Annotated in this window: 11 protein-coding genes; 3 read left to right on the top strand and 8 right to left on the bottom strand. The window is 71.7% G+C overall.

All coding sequences use genetic code 11. The features are described from left to right. The first annotated feature begins 215 nt into the window (after positions 1 to 215). Positions 216 to 1,400 (top strand): PP2C family protein-serine/threonine phosphatase, encoded by a 1,185-nt coding sequence (locus ACFXI4_RS31490; RefSeq protein WP_384997293.1) that lies wholly within the window; start codon positions 216 to 218, stop codon positions 1,398 to 1,400. A 4-nt stretch (positions 1,401 to 1,404) separates the two neighbouring features. On the opposite strand, the gene ACFXI4_RS31485 is transcribed toward ACFXI4_RS31490, so the two are convergent. Both ACFXI4_RS31485 and ACFXI4_RS31480 read right to left on the bottom strand, forming a co-directional pair. Next, on the bottom strand, positions 1,405 to 2,934 hold the full coding sequence (locus ACFXI4_RS31485) for an aldehyde dehydrogenase family protein (protein WP_384997291.1): 1,530 nt from the start codon (positions 2,932 to 2,934) through the stop codon (positions 1,405 to 1,407). A 24-nt stretch (positions 2,935 to 2,958) separates the two neighbouring features. Continuing rightward, entirely contained in the window at positions 2,959 to 4,356 is a 1,398-nt protein-coding gene (locus ACFXI4_RS31480) for a 2-oxoadipate dioxygenase/decarboxylase family protein (protein ID WP_384997289.1), read from the bottom strand. A gap of 268 nt (positions 4,357 to 4,624) precedes the next feature. Between ACFXI4_RS31480 and ACFXI4_RS31475 the strand changes: the two genes are divergently transcribed. Beyond that, complete coding sequence (locus ACFXI4_RS31475) at positions 4,625 to 6,787, top strand: MMPL family transporter (RefSeq protein WP_384997287.1); 2,163 nt, start codon at positions 4,625 to 4,627, stop codon at positions 6,785 to 6,787. A 375-nt stretch (positions 6,788 to 7,162) separates the two neighbouring features. Here the strand turns inward: ACFXI4_RS31475 and ACFXI4_RS31470 are convergent, their stop codons facing one another. The 4 genes from ACFXI4_RS31470 to ACFXI4_RS31455 all read right to left on the bottom strand — a co-directional run bounded on the left by ACFXI4_RS31470 (position 7,163) and on the right by ACFXI4_RS31455 (position 12,624). Continuing rightward, positions 7,163 to 8,314, bottom strand: a complete 1,152-nt coding sequence (locus ACFXI4_RS31470; RefSeq protein WP_384997285.1) for a glutathione-independent formaldehyde dehydrogenase — start codon at positions 8,312 to 8,314, stop codon at positions 7,163 to 7,165. A gap of 5 nt (positions 8,315 to 8,319) precedes the next feature. Next, positions 8,320 to 9,225, bottom strand: a complete 906-nt coding sequence (locus ACFXI4_RS31465) for a hypothetical protein (protein WP_384997283.1) — start codon at positions 9,223 to 9,225, stop codon at positions 8,320 to 8,322. A 166-nt stretch (positions 9,226 to 9,391) separates the two neighbouring features. Continuing rightward, entirely contained in the window at positions 9,392 to 11,620 is a 2,229-nt protein-coding gene (locus tag ACFXI4_RS31460; protein ID WP_384997281.1) for a carbohydrate-binding protein, read from the bottom strand. A 233-nt stretch (positions 11,621 to 11,853) separates the two neighbouring features. Beyond that, entirely contained in the window at positions 11,854 to 12,624 is a 771-nt protein-coding gene (locus tag ACFXI4_RS31455; RefSeq protein WP_384997279.1) for an alpha/beta hydrolase, read from the bottom strand. A 936-nt stretch (positions 12,625 to 13,560) separates the two neighbouring features. Between ACFXI4_RS31455 and ACFXI4_RS31450 the strand changes: the two genes are divergently transcribed. Then, on the top strand, positions 13,561 to 14,037 hold the full coding sequence (locus ACFXI4_RS31450) for an SRPBCC family protein (protein ID WP_384997277.1): 477 nt from the start codon (positions 13,561 to 13,563) through the stop codon (positions 14,035 to 14,037). A gap of 90 nt (positions 14,038 to 14,127) precedes the next feature. Here ACFXI4_RS31450 and ACFXI4_RS31445 read toward each other — a convergent pair whose 3' ends face one another. Both ACFXI4_RS31445 and ACFXI4_RS31440 read right to left on the bottom strand, forming a co-directional pair. Beyond that, the gene (locus ACFXI4_RS31445) at positions 14,128 to 14,442 is read right to left on the bottom strand and encodes a DUF6479 family protein (RefSeq protein ID WP_384997275.1); all 315 of its coding nucleotides are present in this window, start codon (positions 14,440 to 14,442) and stop codon (positions 14,128 to 14,130) included. 125 nt (positions 14,443 to 14,567) lie between these two features. Continuing rightward, positions 14,568 to 15,320: a YoaK family protein gene (locus ACFXI4_RS31440; protein ID WP_384997273.1), complete on the bottom strand. Its 753-nt coding sequence runs from the start codon at positions 15,318 to 15,320 to the stop codon at positions 14,568 to 14,570. Positions 15,321 to 15,349 lie beyond the last annotated feature (29 nt).

Below are 15,349 nucleotides of genomic sequence, written 5' to 3'. Positions count from 1 at the left end.
CGCATGACTGCAACTCGCTTTACCGATCAGTCCTGTCGAGAATCAGCCAATCCAAGATCGGATTCAGATGCTCGGGTTATCGAATGTTTCGAAATATCGTGCGAATGCCGTCGGCGGTACCCGAACATGCCGCTGACCGGAGCAATCACCGGCGCGGCGGGAGACCGCACGCCAGGCTGGCCGTCTTGTCGAGATTCGTATGCCAGGAGTCACGGGTGAGGCACGACGGTCGCCAGTCAGCACTGCCCGCGCCCCCCGCGTGGATGCGCTGGCTTCCGCTCCTGTACGTCATCGGTGTGCTGCTGCTCGAACCGGTCACCCCCGTGCAGTGGCCGGTCAGCTTCGTGCTGATCGCCCTCCCACTGGTGACCGCCTTCGCGCACCCGCCCCTCGTGGTCGTCGGCGCCACCGTCTTCGGCATCGGCCTCGAACTTTTACTGGCCGGAACCCCCTGCTGCGCGGGACGCGATGTCGGCTACATCTGGGAACGGCACTATGTCGCCGCCTACGTGTGCACGGCGCTGGTCGGTGCCCTGGGCACGATCCTCGCCGCACACCGGATCCGCCGGGAACGCACCCTGGCCGACGTCCGGTTCGTGGCCGAGATCGCCCAGCGCGTCCTGCTCAGACCCGTCCCGCACCGGATCGGGAACCTGCTCCTCGAGAGCTTCTACCTGTCCGCCGCCGCGGAGGCGCGGATCGGCGGCGACCTCTACGAGGCCGTACCGACCGCGTACGGGGCACGGCTGCTCATCGGCGACGTACGGGGCAAGGGCCTGCTCGCGGTGGAGACCGCGGCGGCGATGCTGGGCGCGTTCCGGGAGGCCGCGCACGACGAACCCGAACTCAACGCCCTGGTGGAGCGGGTGGACATCAGCATGACGCGCCGGGCCCACCAGCTGGGCGGCAGCGAGACGGGCGAGCGGTTCGTCACCGCCGTCTTCGCCGAGATCCGCGAGGACGAGGGAGTGGTCCGCGTCCTGAACTGCGGTCATCCGCCGCCGTTGCTCATCCGCCCCGGCGAGGTGAGTGAGCTGGACCGGGGGCGGTCGGGGCCGCCCCTGAACCTCGGGATGCTCGTCGGAGACCCCTACCGCGTCGACACCTACCCCTTCGGCCCCGGCGACCAGCTGCTGCTCTACACGGACGGCGTCACCGAGACCCGCGACCCGGAGGGCTCCTTCTACCCGCTGCTGCAGCGGCTGCGCTCCTGGGGCCCGATGCCGCCCCCGGAGCTGCTGGCACGGCTCCACCAGGATCTGCAGACCTACAGCGGCGACCAGTTGCAGGACGACACGGCCGCGCTCACCGCCTTCCTGCTGCCGTCGGAAGCGGCCGGGACCGCGGACGCCGGCCCCGACGAGCCGGACGCCGAGGGGCCCGCGGACCCGCCCCCGTGACGGGTCACAGGAAGCTGACACCCTGGGCCAGGGTGAGTTCGCCGGAGTAGTTGACCGTGTTGGTGGCCGCGCGCATGTACGCCTTCCAGGCGTCCGAACCCGACTCGCGGCCGCCGCCGGTGTCCTTCTCGCCGCCGAAGGCACCCCCGATCTCCGCTCCGGAGGTGCCGATGTTGACATTGGCGACACCGCAGTCGGAACCGGCCGCGGACAGGAAGATCTCGGCCTCCCGCTGGTCCCTCGTGAAGATGCTGGACGACAGCCCCTGCGGGACGTCGTTGTGCAGCGCGATCGCCTCGTCGAGGGTGGCGTAGGTGAGCACGTACAGGATCGGCGCGAAGGTCTCCTCCCGCACCACGTCGCTCTGGTCGTCGACACGCACCAGGACGGGCTCGGTGTAGGCGGCCGCGGGCGCCGCCTCCGCCAGCCGCCGGTTTCCGCCGGCCAGGATCTTGCCGCCCTGCGCCTGGACGCGGGTGAGGGCGTCGTGCATGGCGTCCAGGGCGGCCGTGGAGATGAGCGGGCCGACCAGCGTCGTCTCGTCGAAGGGACTGCCGACGGGCAGCCTGCCGTAGACGGCGGTCAGGCGCTCCACGAGGGCGTCGGCGACGTCCCGGTGCACGATGAGGCGGCGCAGCGTGGTGCACCGCTGGCCCGCCGTGCCCGCCGCGGCGAAGACGATGCTCCGCACGGCCAGGTCCAGGTCGGCGGAGGGGGTGACGATCGCGGCGTTGTTGCCGCCGAGCTCCAGCAGGCTGCGGCCGAACCGGGCGGCGACGCGCGGGCCGACCGCGCGGCCCATGCGGGTGGAGCCGGTGGCGCTGACGAGCGCCACCCGCGGGTCGTCGACGAGCCGCTCGCCTACCGTGCGGCCGCCCAGCAGCAGACGGTGCACGTCACGGGGTGCGCCGGTCTCCTCGGCGGCCCGGGCGAGCAGGTGGTGGCAGGCCAGGGCGGTCAGCGGGGTGAGCTCCGAGGGCTTCCAGACCACCGTGTCGCCGCAGACCAGTGCGACGGCGGTGTTCCAGGACCACACGGCGACGGGGAAGTTGAAGGCCGAGATGACGCCGACCACACCGAGCGGGTGCCAGGTCTCCGCCAGCCGGTGGCCGGGGCGTTCGGAGGCGATCGTCCGGCCGTACAGCTGCCGGGACAGACCCACCGCGAAGTCGCAGATGTCGATCATCTCCTGGACCTCGCCGAGCGCCTCGGAGCGGATCTTGCCCGCCTCGACGGTGACGAGATCGGCCAGGTCGCTCTGGTGCTCACGCAGCAACTCCCCCAGTCTGCGCACGAGTTCACCGCGGCGCGGGGCCGGGGTGGTACGCCAGGTGAGGAAGGCGGTACGGGCGGCCACGAGGGCCTCCTCGACGTCGTCGCCGGTCGCGGCCGGCAGCCCGAAGAGGTGCTCGCCGGTGACGGGGGTGCGGGCCGGGAGGCCGTCGCCCTCCACGATCCGCACGCCGATGGTCCGCAGGCAGGCCCGGACGCGGTCGCGCAGGTCGTCCGTGGTGGGCAGCTCGGTGCTGGTCATCGTGGGACCTCCAGGGGTGAGGGGTCAGCGGAGGGTGCCGGGGAGACCCAGGGCACGGGCCACCTGGGCGAGGGAGCCGTTCTGCTGCTGCTCGTAGAGGGCGAAGGGGTCCAGGACCTCGCGGCCGAGGGCGCCGGAGAGCCAGTCGGCGTCGTAGGAGGTGCCCTGCCGGCTGTTGTCCCGGGTGCCCTCGCCGGTGAGGTTGGACTGGAAGATGCCGGCGGCGGAGCGGGGCAGGAAGTCCTCGTAGACGACGGGCTCGGCCCGCACCCAGCCCTGCCGCACCAGTTCGGCGACGCCGGGGGGCGGCGCAGCGCCGTCCCGGGGCCGTCCGTCGGCGAGCCGGTAGGTGAAGTACGCCAGGCCGCGCGCCGCGAGTTCCTCCTCGCTGCCGGGCATGTCCCGCTCCCAGACGGCGCGGGCGAGGTCACCGCGTGCCGCCGCGGGGTTCCGGGACGCCTGCTCGTCGACACGGCCGAGCAGGTCGTCGTAGTGGGCCCGTCCGGCACGGGTGAGGGCGATGCCGCGGGCCTCGACCTCGCCGAAGCGCACCCGCAGGGAACCGCTGACGACGCTGCCGTCCGCGGTGCGCATCGGGCGGGACTCGGCCAGGGCCCGGAAGGAGGTCTGGCGGAGCAGGACGTCGGGGCCCTTCCAGGCCGGCGGTCCCTGGATGGTGTCGATCATCTCGACACCGCGGTCCGTCATGCGGCGGTACAGCTCGTCGATGTCCAGGACGCGCGGGGTGAGGTGGTTGATGTGCGTGCCGCGGACCCCGCCGATGTCGGCGGCGACGGCGGAGACCCGTTCCAGGGTCCGGTACCAGGCCCGGTCCACCGGTTCCCGCGACAGCTCGAAGACCCGTACGGCCAGCGTGAGGAAGCGCTCGGCGTCGTCGGCCGGGAGTTCACGCGCGGCCGCGGCGCGGTCGGCCAGCGTGAGCAGTTCCGGGGGGAAGAGTTCCCGGCCGGCCAGGAATGTCTCCAGGCGGGCGCGCAGGTCGGGGCCGAAGAAGCGCGGATCGGCGACGGTGAGCATGGAGGTGAACACGCGGAAGGGGTTGCGGGCGAGTTCCGCGCCGTCGACCGGCCGGAAGGCGGTGGAGACGACGGGGACGGCGCTGGCGGCAGCCTCCCGCAGGTCGTAGATGCCGACCGGGTGCATACCGAGGGCGCCGAAGACCCGGGCGACCTCGCGCAGTTCGCGCGGGGTGCCGACGCGGATCGCTCCGTGCCGCTCGGCGGTCACCCGGCCGATGGATCCGAGGCGTTCGGCGTCGGCGCCGCGGGCCCGCAGCACATCCTCGTTGACCTGGCGCGAGACGTCCACCAGCGTGGTGTACGCGGGCACTTCCCGGCCGTACATCTCGGACAGCCGCTGCGCGAACGCGGCCCGCAGCCGCCACTGGCTGATGGTTGACATGGTTCGGCCCTCCGGGCGGGCGAGGGGGCGGCGGTCATTTCCCAGATGGTCGCCGACCGGGTGCCTGCCGTACAGATGACGGGGCCGGGCGCGAGCCGGCCGAGGCGCTGCCGGAAACCCACTGGACCGATCTCCACCCGTGATCTCTACCATATGAACGCAAGACAACTATGCGACCGGTCCGTTGGACACGGGCCGGTCGGGGTCGCCGATGCCAGGGTCCGCTCCCCGGGCTGCGGTGATCTTCCTACTCAGGAGGACCTTCCGCATGTTCCGACGTATTGGCACTGCCGTCGTCCGGCATCCTGTCTGGACGATCGTGGCATGGCTGATCGCGGCGGTGGCGATCGTCGCCACCGCCCCGAGCCTGCCCTCCAACAGCGACGAGAGCAGTTTCCTGCCCAAGAGTTACGAGTCGATCAAGGCGGCCGATCTCCAGCAGAAGGCGTTTCCCAGCGCCTTCACACCGTCCGCGATCGCGCTGTACCAGCGCACCGACGGTGGCAAGCTCAGCGACGCCGACCTGAAGGACGTCGCCCGGATCACCACCGAACTGGGCGACAAGCACATCGATCAGGTACAGAAGGTCGTCCCCGGCCAGCCGTCCAAGGACGGCAGGTACACCCTGACCCTGGTGCAGATGGACAGCAAGAAGGCGGGCCAGCCCGTCCAGGCCGACGCGGCCAAGGTGTTGCGCGACGACGTCAAGCAACTGGCCAAGGGCACGGACCTGGAGGTCAAGCTCGGCGGCTCGGCGGCCCAGGCCCTGGACCAGCAGGACTCGTCCAAGCGCGGTGAGGCGCTGATCGGCATCGGCACCTTCGTGATCATCCTGGTCACCCTGCTGATCATCTTCCGGGCGCCGATCCTGGCGTTCCTGCCCCTGCTGCTGATCGGTGTGGTCTCGGCCATCGCCAACGGGCTGATCGCGTACGCCACCAAGCTGTTCGGTCTGCAGGCCAACAGTTCGGTGTCCTCGATCCTGATCGTCGTGCTCTTCGGCGTGGGCACGGACTACTTCCTGTTCCTGATGTTCCGTTACCGCGAACGCCTGCGCGCGGGTGACGAGCCGAAGCAGGCCATGATCAACGCGGTCGACCGGGTCGGCGAGGCCATCGCCTCGGCCGCCGGCGCGGTGATCATCGCCTTCCTCGCGCTGGTGCTGTCCACGCTGGGCTTCCTGAAGCAGATGGGCCCGGCACTGGCCATCTCGGTCACGGTCACCCTGATCGCGGGGCTGACCCTGATCCCGGCCGTGGTCTCGCTGATCGGCCCGAAGGTGTTCTGGCCCTCGAAGTCCTGGCAGCAGGAGCCGTCCAACGCGCGCTTCGCGGCGCTGGGCCGGGGTGTGCAGCGCCGTCCGGCGCTGACCGCGGCGGTCTCCGGACTCGTCCTGGTCGTGCTCTCGCTCGGCATGCTCAACTTCAAGGCCACGTTCGACCTGGCGTCGGGCTCGATGCCCAAGACCAAGGAGTCCATGGTCGTCCAGGACCAGATGCAGACGGCGTACTCGGCGGGTGCCGCCGCGCCCACCGACGTCTACCTCTCCAGCACCGACGGCAAGCCGCTGGACACGTCCGCGTTCGACGCCTACGCGGCCAGGCTCGGGGCCGTGGACGGGGTCGCGAACGCCCGGATGAGTCAGGTGAACAAGGCCGGCACCACCGCGGACTTCACCGTCACGCTCAAGTACGAGGCGTCCACGGACAAGGCGATCGAGGCCGTGGGCCGGGTCCGGGACGTCGCGCACGCCGGCGCCCCCGAGGGCACCGAGGCGGTCGTGGGCGGCATGTCCTCGATCTACAAGGACATCGACTCCGCGGTCAACCACGACTACCGGACGGTGTTCCCCGTCGCCGCCCTGCTGATCATGGTGATCCTGGGGCTGCTGCTGCGCAGTGTGGTCGCACCCTGGTACCTGATCGCCTCGGTGGGGCTGGGCTTCGGTGCCACGCTCGGTGCCACGGTCTGGATCTTCCAGGAGGCACAGAACAAGCCCGGGCTGATGTTCATGCTCCCGGTGATCATGTATCTCTTCGTGGTCGCCATCGGCACGGACTACAACATCCTCATGATCGCCCGGCTCCGCGAGGAGGCACGTGAGGGCCGTGAGCCGCGCGAGGCGGCCGGGATGGCGCTGCGGCACGCCGGGCCGACGGTGGCCGCGGCGGGCTTCATCCTGGCGGCGACCTTCGCCACGATGATGCTGGCGGGCAACGCGCTGCTCACCGAGATGGGCTTCGCGGTCTCCTTCGGTATCGCGGTCGCCGCGTTCGTCATGGCGATGTTCTTCACCCCGAGCCTCACCGCGCTCATCGGTCACGCCGCCTGGTGGCCGGGCCACGCCGACCGGGCGGAGCCGGGATCGGACACCGGCTCCTCTCCCGCGGCGGAGGACGACGAGTACCAGGCCGCCGGGCGCCGCGGCTAGCGGCGCCGCGACGGTGCGGGCCGCCGGGCCGATGTGGCCCGGCGGCCCTTTCCCGTTCACGTTCCGGTGCCCGTGACCGTGTCCGGGTTCGGCTTCGGCTTCGGCTTCGGGTGAGGCGGGCCCGGCACACCGTGTTGCGCGCTTCGCCGAGGCCGCCCGCCCGGGTCACGGCCACATCGCCGTCGGTGCCGATCACCTCGGGCACCACCACGGCCGACGCGTCGGCACTGCATGACGGCCGTGGAGGATGCGGGACACCGCGTCGTCCCGGCCACCGGGCCGACGCGGCGTGGTGCGCGGCGGGCCGGTCACGGGAGCCGGCCCGCCGCGCCTGGGAGTGGGTCCTGTCCCGCCGGGAACCCCCGCGGGGCGGTGCTACGCCGCGAGGGCGTGACCGGGATGCAGGACCACCTTGGTGTAGCCCTCGATCCGCTGGTCGAACTTCTGGTACGCGCCCGGGGCGTCCTCCAGCGGCAGTTCGTGGGAGACCACGAAGCTGGGCTTGGCCCGCCCCGCGATGATCAGGTCGCGCAGCTGGCGGTTGTACTGCTTGACGTTGCACTGCCCGGTGCCCATCTGCTGGCCCTTTTCGAACATCCTGCCGATGGAGACCAGCAGCTGGCCGTGCCTGGCGTGCTCGTCGGGTCCGCCCGGGTCGGACGGGACGTACAGGCCCGGTATGCCGAGCATGCCGGTCGGCCGTACCGTCTCGACGAGGGTGTTGAGGACGACGGCGGGTTCCTCGTGGCTGGCGTCGGGCGACTGGGCCTGGTAGCCGACGGCGTCGACGCCCTTGTCGGTGCCCTCACCTCCGGTCTGTTCCTTGATCTGCTCGACCGGGTCGCCCTTGGAGAAGTCGATCGGTATCGCCCCGATCTCCTCGGCCTTGGCGAGCCGCTCGGGCACCCGGTCGACCGAGAACACCTTGGCGGCGCCGCGCAGCAGCGCGGAGTACGCGGCCATGAGGCCGACCGGGCCGGCACCGAAGACGGCCACGCTCTCGCCGGGGATCACCTTGGCCAGCTCACAGCCGTGGTAGCCGGTCGGGAAGATGTCGGCGAGCAGGACGAAGTCGGTCTCGAACTCCTCGCCCGGCGGCAGCTTCAGACAGTTGAAGTCGGCGAACGGCACCCGCAGCAGCTCCGCCTGCCCGCCCTCGTAGGGGCCCATGGCCACATAGCCGTAGGCTCCGCCGGCGAAGCCCGGATTGACCGTGAGGCAGAAGCCGGTCTTGCCGGCCAGGCAGTTCTTGCAGAATCCGCAGGCGACGTTGAACGGCATGACCACTCGGTCGCCCTGGGACAACGAGGTCACGCCGCTGCCGATCTCCTCGACTATGCCGAGGTTCTCGTGTCCGAAGACGATGCCCGACTCAGCGGCCGTACGGCCCTCGTACATGTGCAGGTCGGACCCGCAGATGGCGGTCGACGTGACACGTACCAGCACGTCGTTCGGATGCTCGATGCGTGGATCGTCGACGTCCCTGACAGCGACGCTGAAGGGCTTCTCGTACACAACGGCTTTCACCTGGTTCACCTCCGCGTCGAACGCCGGGACACGACGACGGACCGCACAGACCGAGGCTCTGGCCAGGAGAAACAGGTCCAGACGGGGCCCCCGGTCCATGCCGCAGCCCTAGGCGCTCGTGTTTCACCATCGGACACTTCCAGTGGACGCCGGTCCCGCAGGCGCTGCAACCCCCGGAGGCGGATCGTCCGCCCGGACCGTGCGCCCCGGGCCCCCGGGCCCCCCGCCGCCCGGGACCGAGAGCAGTGCGAGGAGTGCGGTGAGTCATCGGTCCGGGCGGACGGCACGCGGTACTCAGCCGGCCGAGTGGCCGAACATGCCGAGCCGGTGCCGAGCCGGTGCCGGTCCGGCAGGCTGCGCGCTTCCTCGGGGAGCGCGTCGAACAGGAAACGGGTGTCGGCGACCCGGACGGCCGTCGTCTTCCTGAGCAGGGCCCTGATGCGGACCGGGTCCGGGTACGCCTTGTCGAACTCGGCCCGCAGCACGGTGCGTTCGACCCGGCCGCCGGGGAACTGGACGGCCGGGGCGCCCCCGTGCGCATGGGTGCGGGTGGCGGCCCGGTCGACCTTGTCGCCGGGCACCTGGGCGAGGTTGTTGACGGCGGCGAACCCCGCGGCCTCCCCGGGGAGCATCTGCGGCGCCCTCGGGTGCCCACGGACGGCACGTGCCGGGTAGCGGATGCCCATCATCAGTTCCCGGTACGGCCGGGTGGTGACCCAGGGATCGGCACGTGAGGTGTCGACGAGGTGCAGGGAGACCGTCCCCACCGGGTGCGGACCACTGGGCGCGGGCAGTCCCAGCCGGGCCGGCACGGCTCTGCGTGGCGTCGCCGAGGACGCCGCGCGCGTGCCGACGGCGGACGGGGGGACGGCGGCGACGGCCGACAGGACAGCGGCGCGGCGAGTGAGCAAGGCGGCCCTCCGGGGCTGTGGTTGTTCGGCGACTCCTGTCAGCTTCGTGGGCGGGACCGGTCGCGGCCATCCGGCGGGCCGGTGGCCGCGGCGTGGGGTCGGCCGTACCCCGGGCCGGGGGCACACGGCCGGCCCGGCGCCGGGGACGGGGCTGTCGTGAGCGCCGTCAGGAGGCGCTCAGGCGCAGGTAGTCGAGGTTGAAGCCGCCGGTCTCGCAGTACACGGTGACCGTCTGCTCCCCGGCCCGGAGGGCGACGGGTACGTGCACCGACCGGTAGCTCGCCCAGCCGCCCGTGGGCGGCACGGACGCCGTCGCCAGGGTGGTGCCGTTGTCGTCGCGGAAGGACACGGCGTTCGCGGCGCTGGTGCCCGTGCCGTTGGCGACGCGCAGTTCGAGATCGTACGAACCGGCCCGCGCCACCTCGACGCGGTACGTCAGCCAGTTGCCGGCGGCGGTCCAGCCCACGTTCCTGCCGCCGCTGGCGGCCGGGTTGCTCTCGATGAAGTTGGCGCCGTCGGCGGGCCAGCCGTGCTGGTCCGTGTAGCCCTCGGCCTCGATCGGCTCGCCCACGGGGGCCGCGTGCGGGCGGACGGTCAGGTGGAAGGTCACCTGGTCGTGCGCCCGGCCGTCGGTGACGTAGAAGGTCAGGTCCCGCTCACCGGTGGCCGTCGGACGGATGGTGACCAGGCCGGTTCCGGGGTCGAGGGTGACGCCGTCGGGCAGTTCGGTCGCGTAGTAGGAGAGCCGGTCGCCGTCCCGGTCGGTGGCCTTCAGCGGCACCTGGGCGGTGCCGTACTGGTCGGCGACCACGTCGGCGGCGGGCGCGAGCACCGGGGCGTGGTCGCGGGAGTCCGTGCGGGCCTTGCCCTGCCACCGGTAGGTGGCGAAGGAGCCCGCAGGTACGGTCACGACGAACGTCTGGTCGCCGACGGCCACCCGGACCCGGCGGTCGGACCCGGCGCCGTTGCCGAGGACCGCCACGTAGCCGCCGTCGCGGGTCCGGTAGACCACGTTGCTGACGCCGTCGGCGGCCGCGCTGGACTCCAGGCGTACGTCTCCGGGTGCCAGGTACTTCGCGAACTGGCCCAGCCGGTAGAGCTCGTCGCGGACGGTGAACCGCTTGGTGGCGGTGTTCACCGTCACCAGCCGGTCGGGCCACTTGGTGGTGGCCGCGACCTGGTCCCAGTCGATGTCGTTGTCCCGCGACGGCGTCCAGTGCAGGGTGCCGCCGTCCTGGTCGGTGGTCTGGGCCCACAGGATGTAGGAACCGGCGTCGAGGCGGAAGTCGTCGAGGACGGTCGAGGGCGACAGGTCGCTCGTCTCGGTGAGCTGGACCGGCTTCCCGGTCTGCTCGTAGGCGTCGCGCATGACGGTCGGGTCGCCCCAGTAGGGGTGGAAGGCGATGGCGTCCGCCGCCCTGCGGACCTGGGCGCCGGTCACCGAGCCGTCCGGTGCGTCGTCGAAGATGCGGTGGTAGTTCTTCGTCGCCGTGCTGTTGGGGTCGCGCCAGTCCCAGAAGTTGAAGTCGTGCACATAGAGCCGGGTGCCCAGACGGGCGTCGCGGAGCTCACGCTTGATCGCCAGTGCGAGCTTCTGCTGCTGCGCGACGCTGATGTCCATCGCCGGGTAGACGACGTCCATGCCGGGCTCGTTCAGCAGGGTCAGCGCGTCGACGCGGATGCCCTGACGGGCGTACGCCTGAACGAACTTGACGTAGTACCGGGCGAACACCTCGATGCAGTCGTCCCGCAACTTGCCGGCCTGGTAGTAGTCCGTGCTGCTCCCCGGCTTGAGGGCGACCTCGCCGAGGAACCGGTTGTTCGTCTTCATCCAGGCCGGCGCGCTCCACGCCGACGCGAAGAACGTGGCACGGGGGTTGTAGCGCTGGATGAGCTTGATGGTGTCGACGATGTGCAGGTCGAGGTCGCGCCGGATGGAGAAGTGCTTCAGGCCGAAGTCCTCGGTGACTCCGGCGGGCAGGTCGTCCTCCGACCAGAACGGCAGGTGCTCGATGAGGTCGGGGCTGCCGATGGTCAGCCGGAAACGGTCGAGTCCGGCGCCGTGCTCGGGGTCGACAAGGAGCCGGACGGCTCTGGCACGTTCGCCGGGGGTGAGCTTCCACAGGTTGGAGACGCTCGTCTCGTCCAGGGAGAAGCCGATGCCCGTGTACTCCTGCCGCAGCGCGCTGGGGTCGGCGACCACGGTGGCGTCGACGGGACCGCCGGTGTCCGTGCCCGTCCTGACGACGGGCAGCGGGCGCCAGGCCCGCACGCCGTCGGAGGCGTAGGTACCGGTCACGACCTGGCCGTGCCCGGCCCGCGCGGTCGGGCCAGCACCGATGAGTGGCAGTGTCATGACAGCCACGGCGGCGATCGTGGTGAGCGTACGTCTCACAGCTGCTCCTGGACTCTGGTGGGTCGGGGGGTGTTGCCGTGCCGAACCGCAGGCGCGTGACCGCTGCGTCACCAACGGACCACAGAAGACGCCGAGTTGAGATCCAAGCAATGTCCCTGAGGTTAAGTCAAGGCGTGAAGAAAGGGTTTCGGGGCAGGCGGTGCCGGCGCCCGGGCCGTGCGGCCGACCGGTGGTCACGGGTACGGCAGGGACGGCCGGGCACCGGCGGTCCGTCAGGTCAGGGCCGGCGGCACGGGGGCCGGGAGCAGATGCCGCGCGAAGAATCGGACCGCGCTGTCGGCCTCGAACCTGGGCAGTTCCTTGTGCCGGCCCGTGTTGACGTGCAACGTCTTCTCCTTCGAGGCGAAGGCGTCGAACAGCGCCAGCCCGGCCGCACGCGGGATGTGCTCGTCGTCCCACTGGAGCGCGAACTCGACCGGGACGGTGATCCGCCGGGCCGGTTCGGCCAGGGCGTCGGGCCAGTGCAGGCCGAAGACCGCGGCGGTGATCCTGGGTTCGGCCGCCGTCAACGGCACCCCGATCGCGGTGCCCATGTTCAGGCCGTAGTAGCCGACCGGTCCCCCGGCGCCGATCTCCGCAAGCTCCTGGAGGGCGTCGAGGGTCGCCTGCCACTCGGGCACGGCGCGTTCGGCGAGGTGGGCGTTGTAGCGGACGACGACGGGACCCTCCGGCTCGCCCGCCGCCCTCGCCCGGTACAACTCGGCGATCTCCCGCTCGTCGTGGGCGGTGCGCGGCCGGTCACCGTGACCGGGTGAGTCGATACAGGCGACGTGGAAGCCGCAGCCGGTCACCAGGAGGCGGGCCCGGCCCGTCATCGCGGGCCACTTCTTGTGGGTGCCGCCGCCGTGGCCCATCAGCACCAGGGGTGCGCGACCGGGGCCGGACTCGGGTGACCAGAGCACCCCGGGGATCTCGCCCAGGGTGAAGTCGCGTTCGACGACGCCCTCCGACGTCGTCCCGGCGGTGAAACGGAGAGACTGCATGGGTGGTTGCCTTTCGGAAGGGCCTTCTCGTACAGGCGCTCCCGGCGACACCTACGTCGATCGCCCGACCGTGACGGGGAGGGGGAGCACCCACTCTGCTACAGCGTTCATGGGTCTCACCTCCTCGCACGACGTCACGGCCCCACGGACGCTACGCACCGGAGCCCGGTCCGTCCACCGGGTTTACGGCCCCTTGGTTCCACCGGCTCGTCGGCTCCCGCCGGGCCGGTGACCGTCAGGCGCCCAGGCGGTCGACGTGCTGGCTGGACAGGATCCGGCTTTTCGGCCACGCCGGCGCGGGCGAGGTGGCCGGTGGCCGTCGTATGGGCGGGTACGAGGCGGTGCAGCGGCGGGCGGAGCCAGGACGTGAGGGAGTGCATGACGCGGTACGAGCGGGTCCGGGAGACCGCTCCGTGGCGGGGCTGGACGCAGCCCGGCGGAACATGTACGCGTTCATCTCCATCGCCGGCAGCGCGTTCTCGGTGCGTCCCTTCGCCCGTGCCCACATGGTGGGCCCGGTTCGGTGCTGTCGGTGCCCTCGCCCGAGACACAGGTCAAGGTCGGTCCGGGGCCGGCGGCGACCGGCGCGCGGGCGGCCGCGAGGGTGAAGTCGTCGGTGACGCGGGTGCAGTCGGCCTCGCTCATGCCCGCGCAGGAGACACCGAGGCAGTAGAAGCAGGCGTCCAGACCGGTCCGCCGGTCCGCGACGGCGCAGGCCGCCTTGTCCGACCATGCCGGACGCGCCGGAGACGACGACTTTCACAGAGGCCCGTCACGGGGAGGCGGGGTCCGGCACGCCACCGGACCGCCACCGGGCCGAGCCCAGGCCCGCGAAGACGGGTGTGCCCGGTGGGACCGGGTACCCGGCGGCCACGGGAGCGCGAGTCGGGACCCCGACAGCATCCCGGTGATGAGCCGTCCGACGAGGAGGAACAGATGAGCACGGTCAGGAAAGCCGTCGACGTCGCCGTCCCGGTCCACACGGCCTACAACCAGTGGACCCAGTTCGAGGACTTCCCGAACTTCATGGAGGGGGTCGAGGAGGTCAGGCAGCTCGACGACCGGCACACCCACTGGACCACCAGGATCGGCGGGGTGCGGCGCGAGTTCGACACCGAGATCGTCGACCAGCTGCCGGACGACCGGATCACCTGGCGGGCGATCGAGGGCGACACCCGGCAGCGTGGATCGGTCCGCTTCGAGCCGCTGGACGAGACGCACACCCGGGTCGAGCTCACGATGGACATCGAGCCGAGCGGTATGGCGGAGAAGGGTGCCGACGCGCTCGGGCTGATCGACCGCCGCGTCGACGGGGACCTCGGGCGCTTCAAGGACTACATCGAGCAGCACGGCGGCGAGAGCGGTGCCTGGCGCGGCCGCATCCGCCCCGGCGATCCCGGCTCACCTCTCTGAGGATTCGGCCGAGACCCCCGAGCGCAGTCGTACGACCCCGGTCCCGGGACCGGGGTCGTCGGCCGTCCGGAAGCAGCCGCGGACGAAGGGCTACCAGCGGCGGCGGGACTGGTCCTCACTGGGCTTGCTGGGCGCGTTGCCGAGCTGGTGGGGGGTGAGACGGTCACCGTCGCTCCCGGCCTGCGGCACCTCGTTCGGCTCGCGCATCTCGCGCTCCTCGCGCACCGGTCCGGTGCGCGGCAGGGTGGGGTGGTCGGAGCGCCGGGGCGGCGCGGACTCCCGCCGCCGTACCCCGATACCGAGCCGGACCGCCCCCACCAGCGCGGCCGCGACGAGCAGACCGCAGACGACGATCACGATCATCCCCGCCGCCGAACCGGCGGCGGCCAGTCGTTCATGAGTCATGTACATCGGCTCCGGGTACCCACCGCGGGACGGCGGATGCCCCACGAGCGCACCGGGTCCCCGGCCGACGGCCGGCCGGACGCTTCCCGCACGGCCGGGACGGGGGCTGCCGTCGGCGGCGCAGGTCACAGCGGGGCGGTCCAGCGGGCGTCCGAGCGGGTCAGGGCGAACGCGTCGAGCGCGCTGCCCGCGAGGAGCACGGTGGCGAGCAGCAGCGGCAGGGCGGGGCTGCCGTGGCGGACCGCGAAGGCGCCGACGAGGGCGCCGCCGAACATCGCCAGCACCGCGAGGGCACGCCGGCCGGTCCTGCCCCCGCTGCCTCCCGCGGCCCTGCTGTCGGAGGCCATGCCGGTGATGGTCAGGGTCAGGACGGTGGTGGTGAGGTCGGGTACGGCCAGAGCGCGGGCGGTGGCGTTCTGGATGCCCATCGCGAGGCCGAGCAGCCCGATCAGCTGGTAGCGGGTCGCGGTGTCGTCCAGGGGAGCGCCGTACCGGGCGAGGACGTAGGCCGCCAGGAACAGGACCGTCTCCACGACGAGCGTCAGATGCAGGACGCGGCCGCGGTGGGCGCGGGCCCGGCGCGCGATCCGGCCGCCCAGCAGGGCGCCCACGCCGAAGGCGGCCAGCGCTGCCAGCGAGGCGGCCAGAGAGAAGCCCGCGGCGCCCGCGATCGCGAACCCGGCGAAGACCACGTTGCCGGTCATGTTGGCGACGAAGACATGGCCGAGCACCAGGTAGCTGAAGGAGTCCACGAGGCCGGTGACGACCGTCAGGGCGAGCATCAGCGGAGGCAGGGGGCCATGGCGGTCCGCCGGGTTGGGCAGCACGGTCGCCCGAGCTTCGCGGAACACGGGGTGGACGGCATTCCTGATCGACATGGCTGCCCCTTCGGGACTGGAAGGAGACC

Origin of the sequence: Streptomyces sp. NPDC059224, assembly GCF_042754285.1 — a bacterium.
Classification (GTDB): domain Bacteria; phylum Actinomycetota; class Actinomycetes; order Streptomycetales; family Streptomycetaceae; genus Streptomyces.
The sequence above is the reverse complement of the archived record's forward strand: the minus strand, read 5'-3'. Positions and strand labels throughout refer to the sequence as shown.

Coding starts and splice junctions, on each gene's coding strand:
- ACFXI4_RS31485 (WP_384997291.1), bottom strand. CDS start 2,934: ATGACCAGCACCGAGCTGCCCACCACGGACGACCTGCGCGACCGCGTC.
- ACFXI4_RS31480 (WP_384997289.1), bottom strand. CDS start 4,356: ATGTCAACCATCAGCCAGTGGCGGCTGCGGGCCGCGTTCGCGCAGCGG.
- ACFXI4_RS31475 (WP_384997287.1), top strand. CDS start 4,625: ATGTTCCGACGTATTGGCACTGCCGTCGTCCGGCATCCTGTCTGGACG.
- ACFXI4_RS31455 (WP_384997279.1), bottom strand. CDS start 12,624: ATGCAGTCTCTCCGTTTCACCGCCGGGACGACGTCGGAGGGCGTCGTC.
- ACFXI4_RS31450 (WP_384997277.1), top strand. CDS start 13,561: ATGAGCACGGTCAGGAAAGCCGTCGACGTCGCCGTCCCGGTCCACACG.
- ACFXI4_RS31445 (WP_384997275.1), bottom strand. CDS start 14,442: ATGACTCATGAACGACTGGCCGCCGCCGGTTCGGCGGCGGGGATGATC.
- ACFXI4_RS31440 (WP_384997273.1), bottom strand. CDS start 15,320: ATGTCGATCAGGAATGCCGTCCACCCCGTGTTCCGCGAAGCTCGGGCG.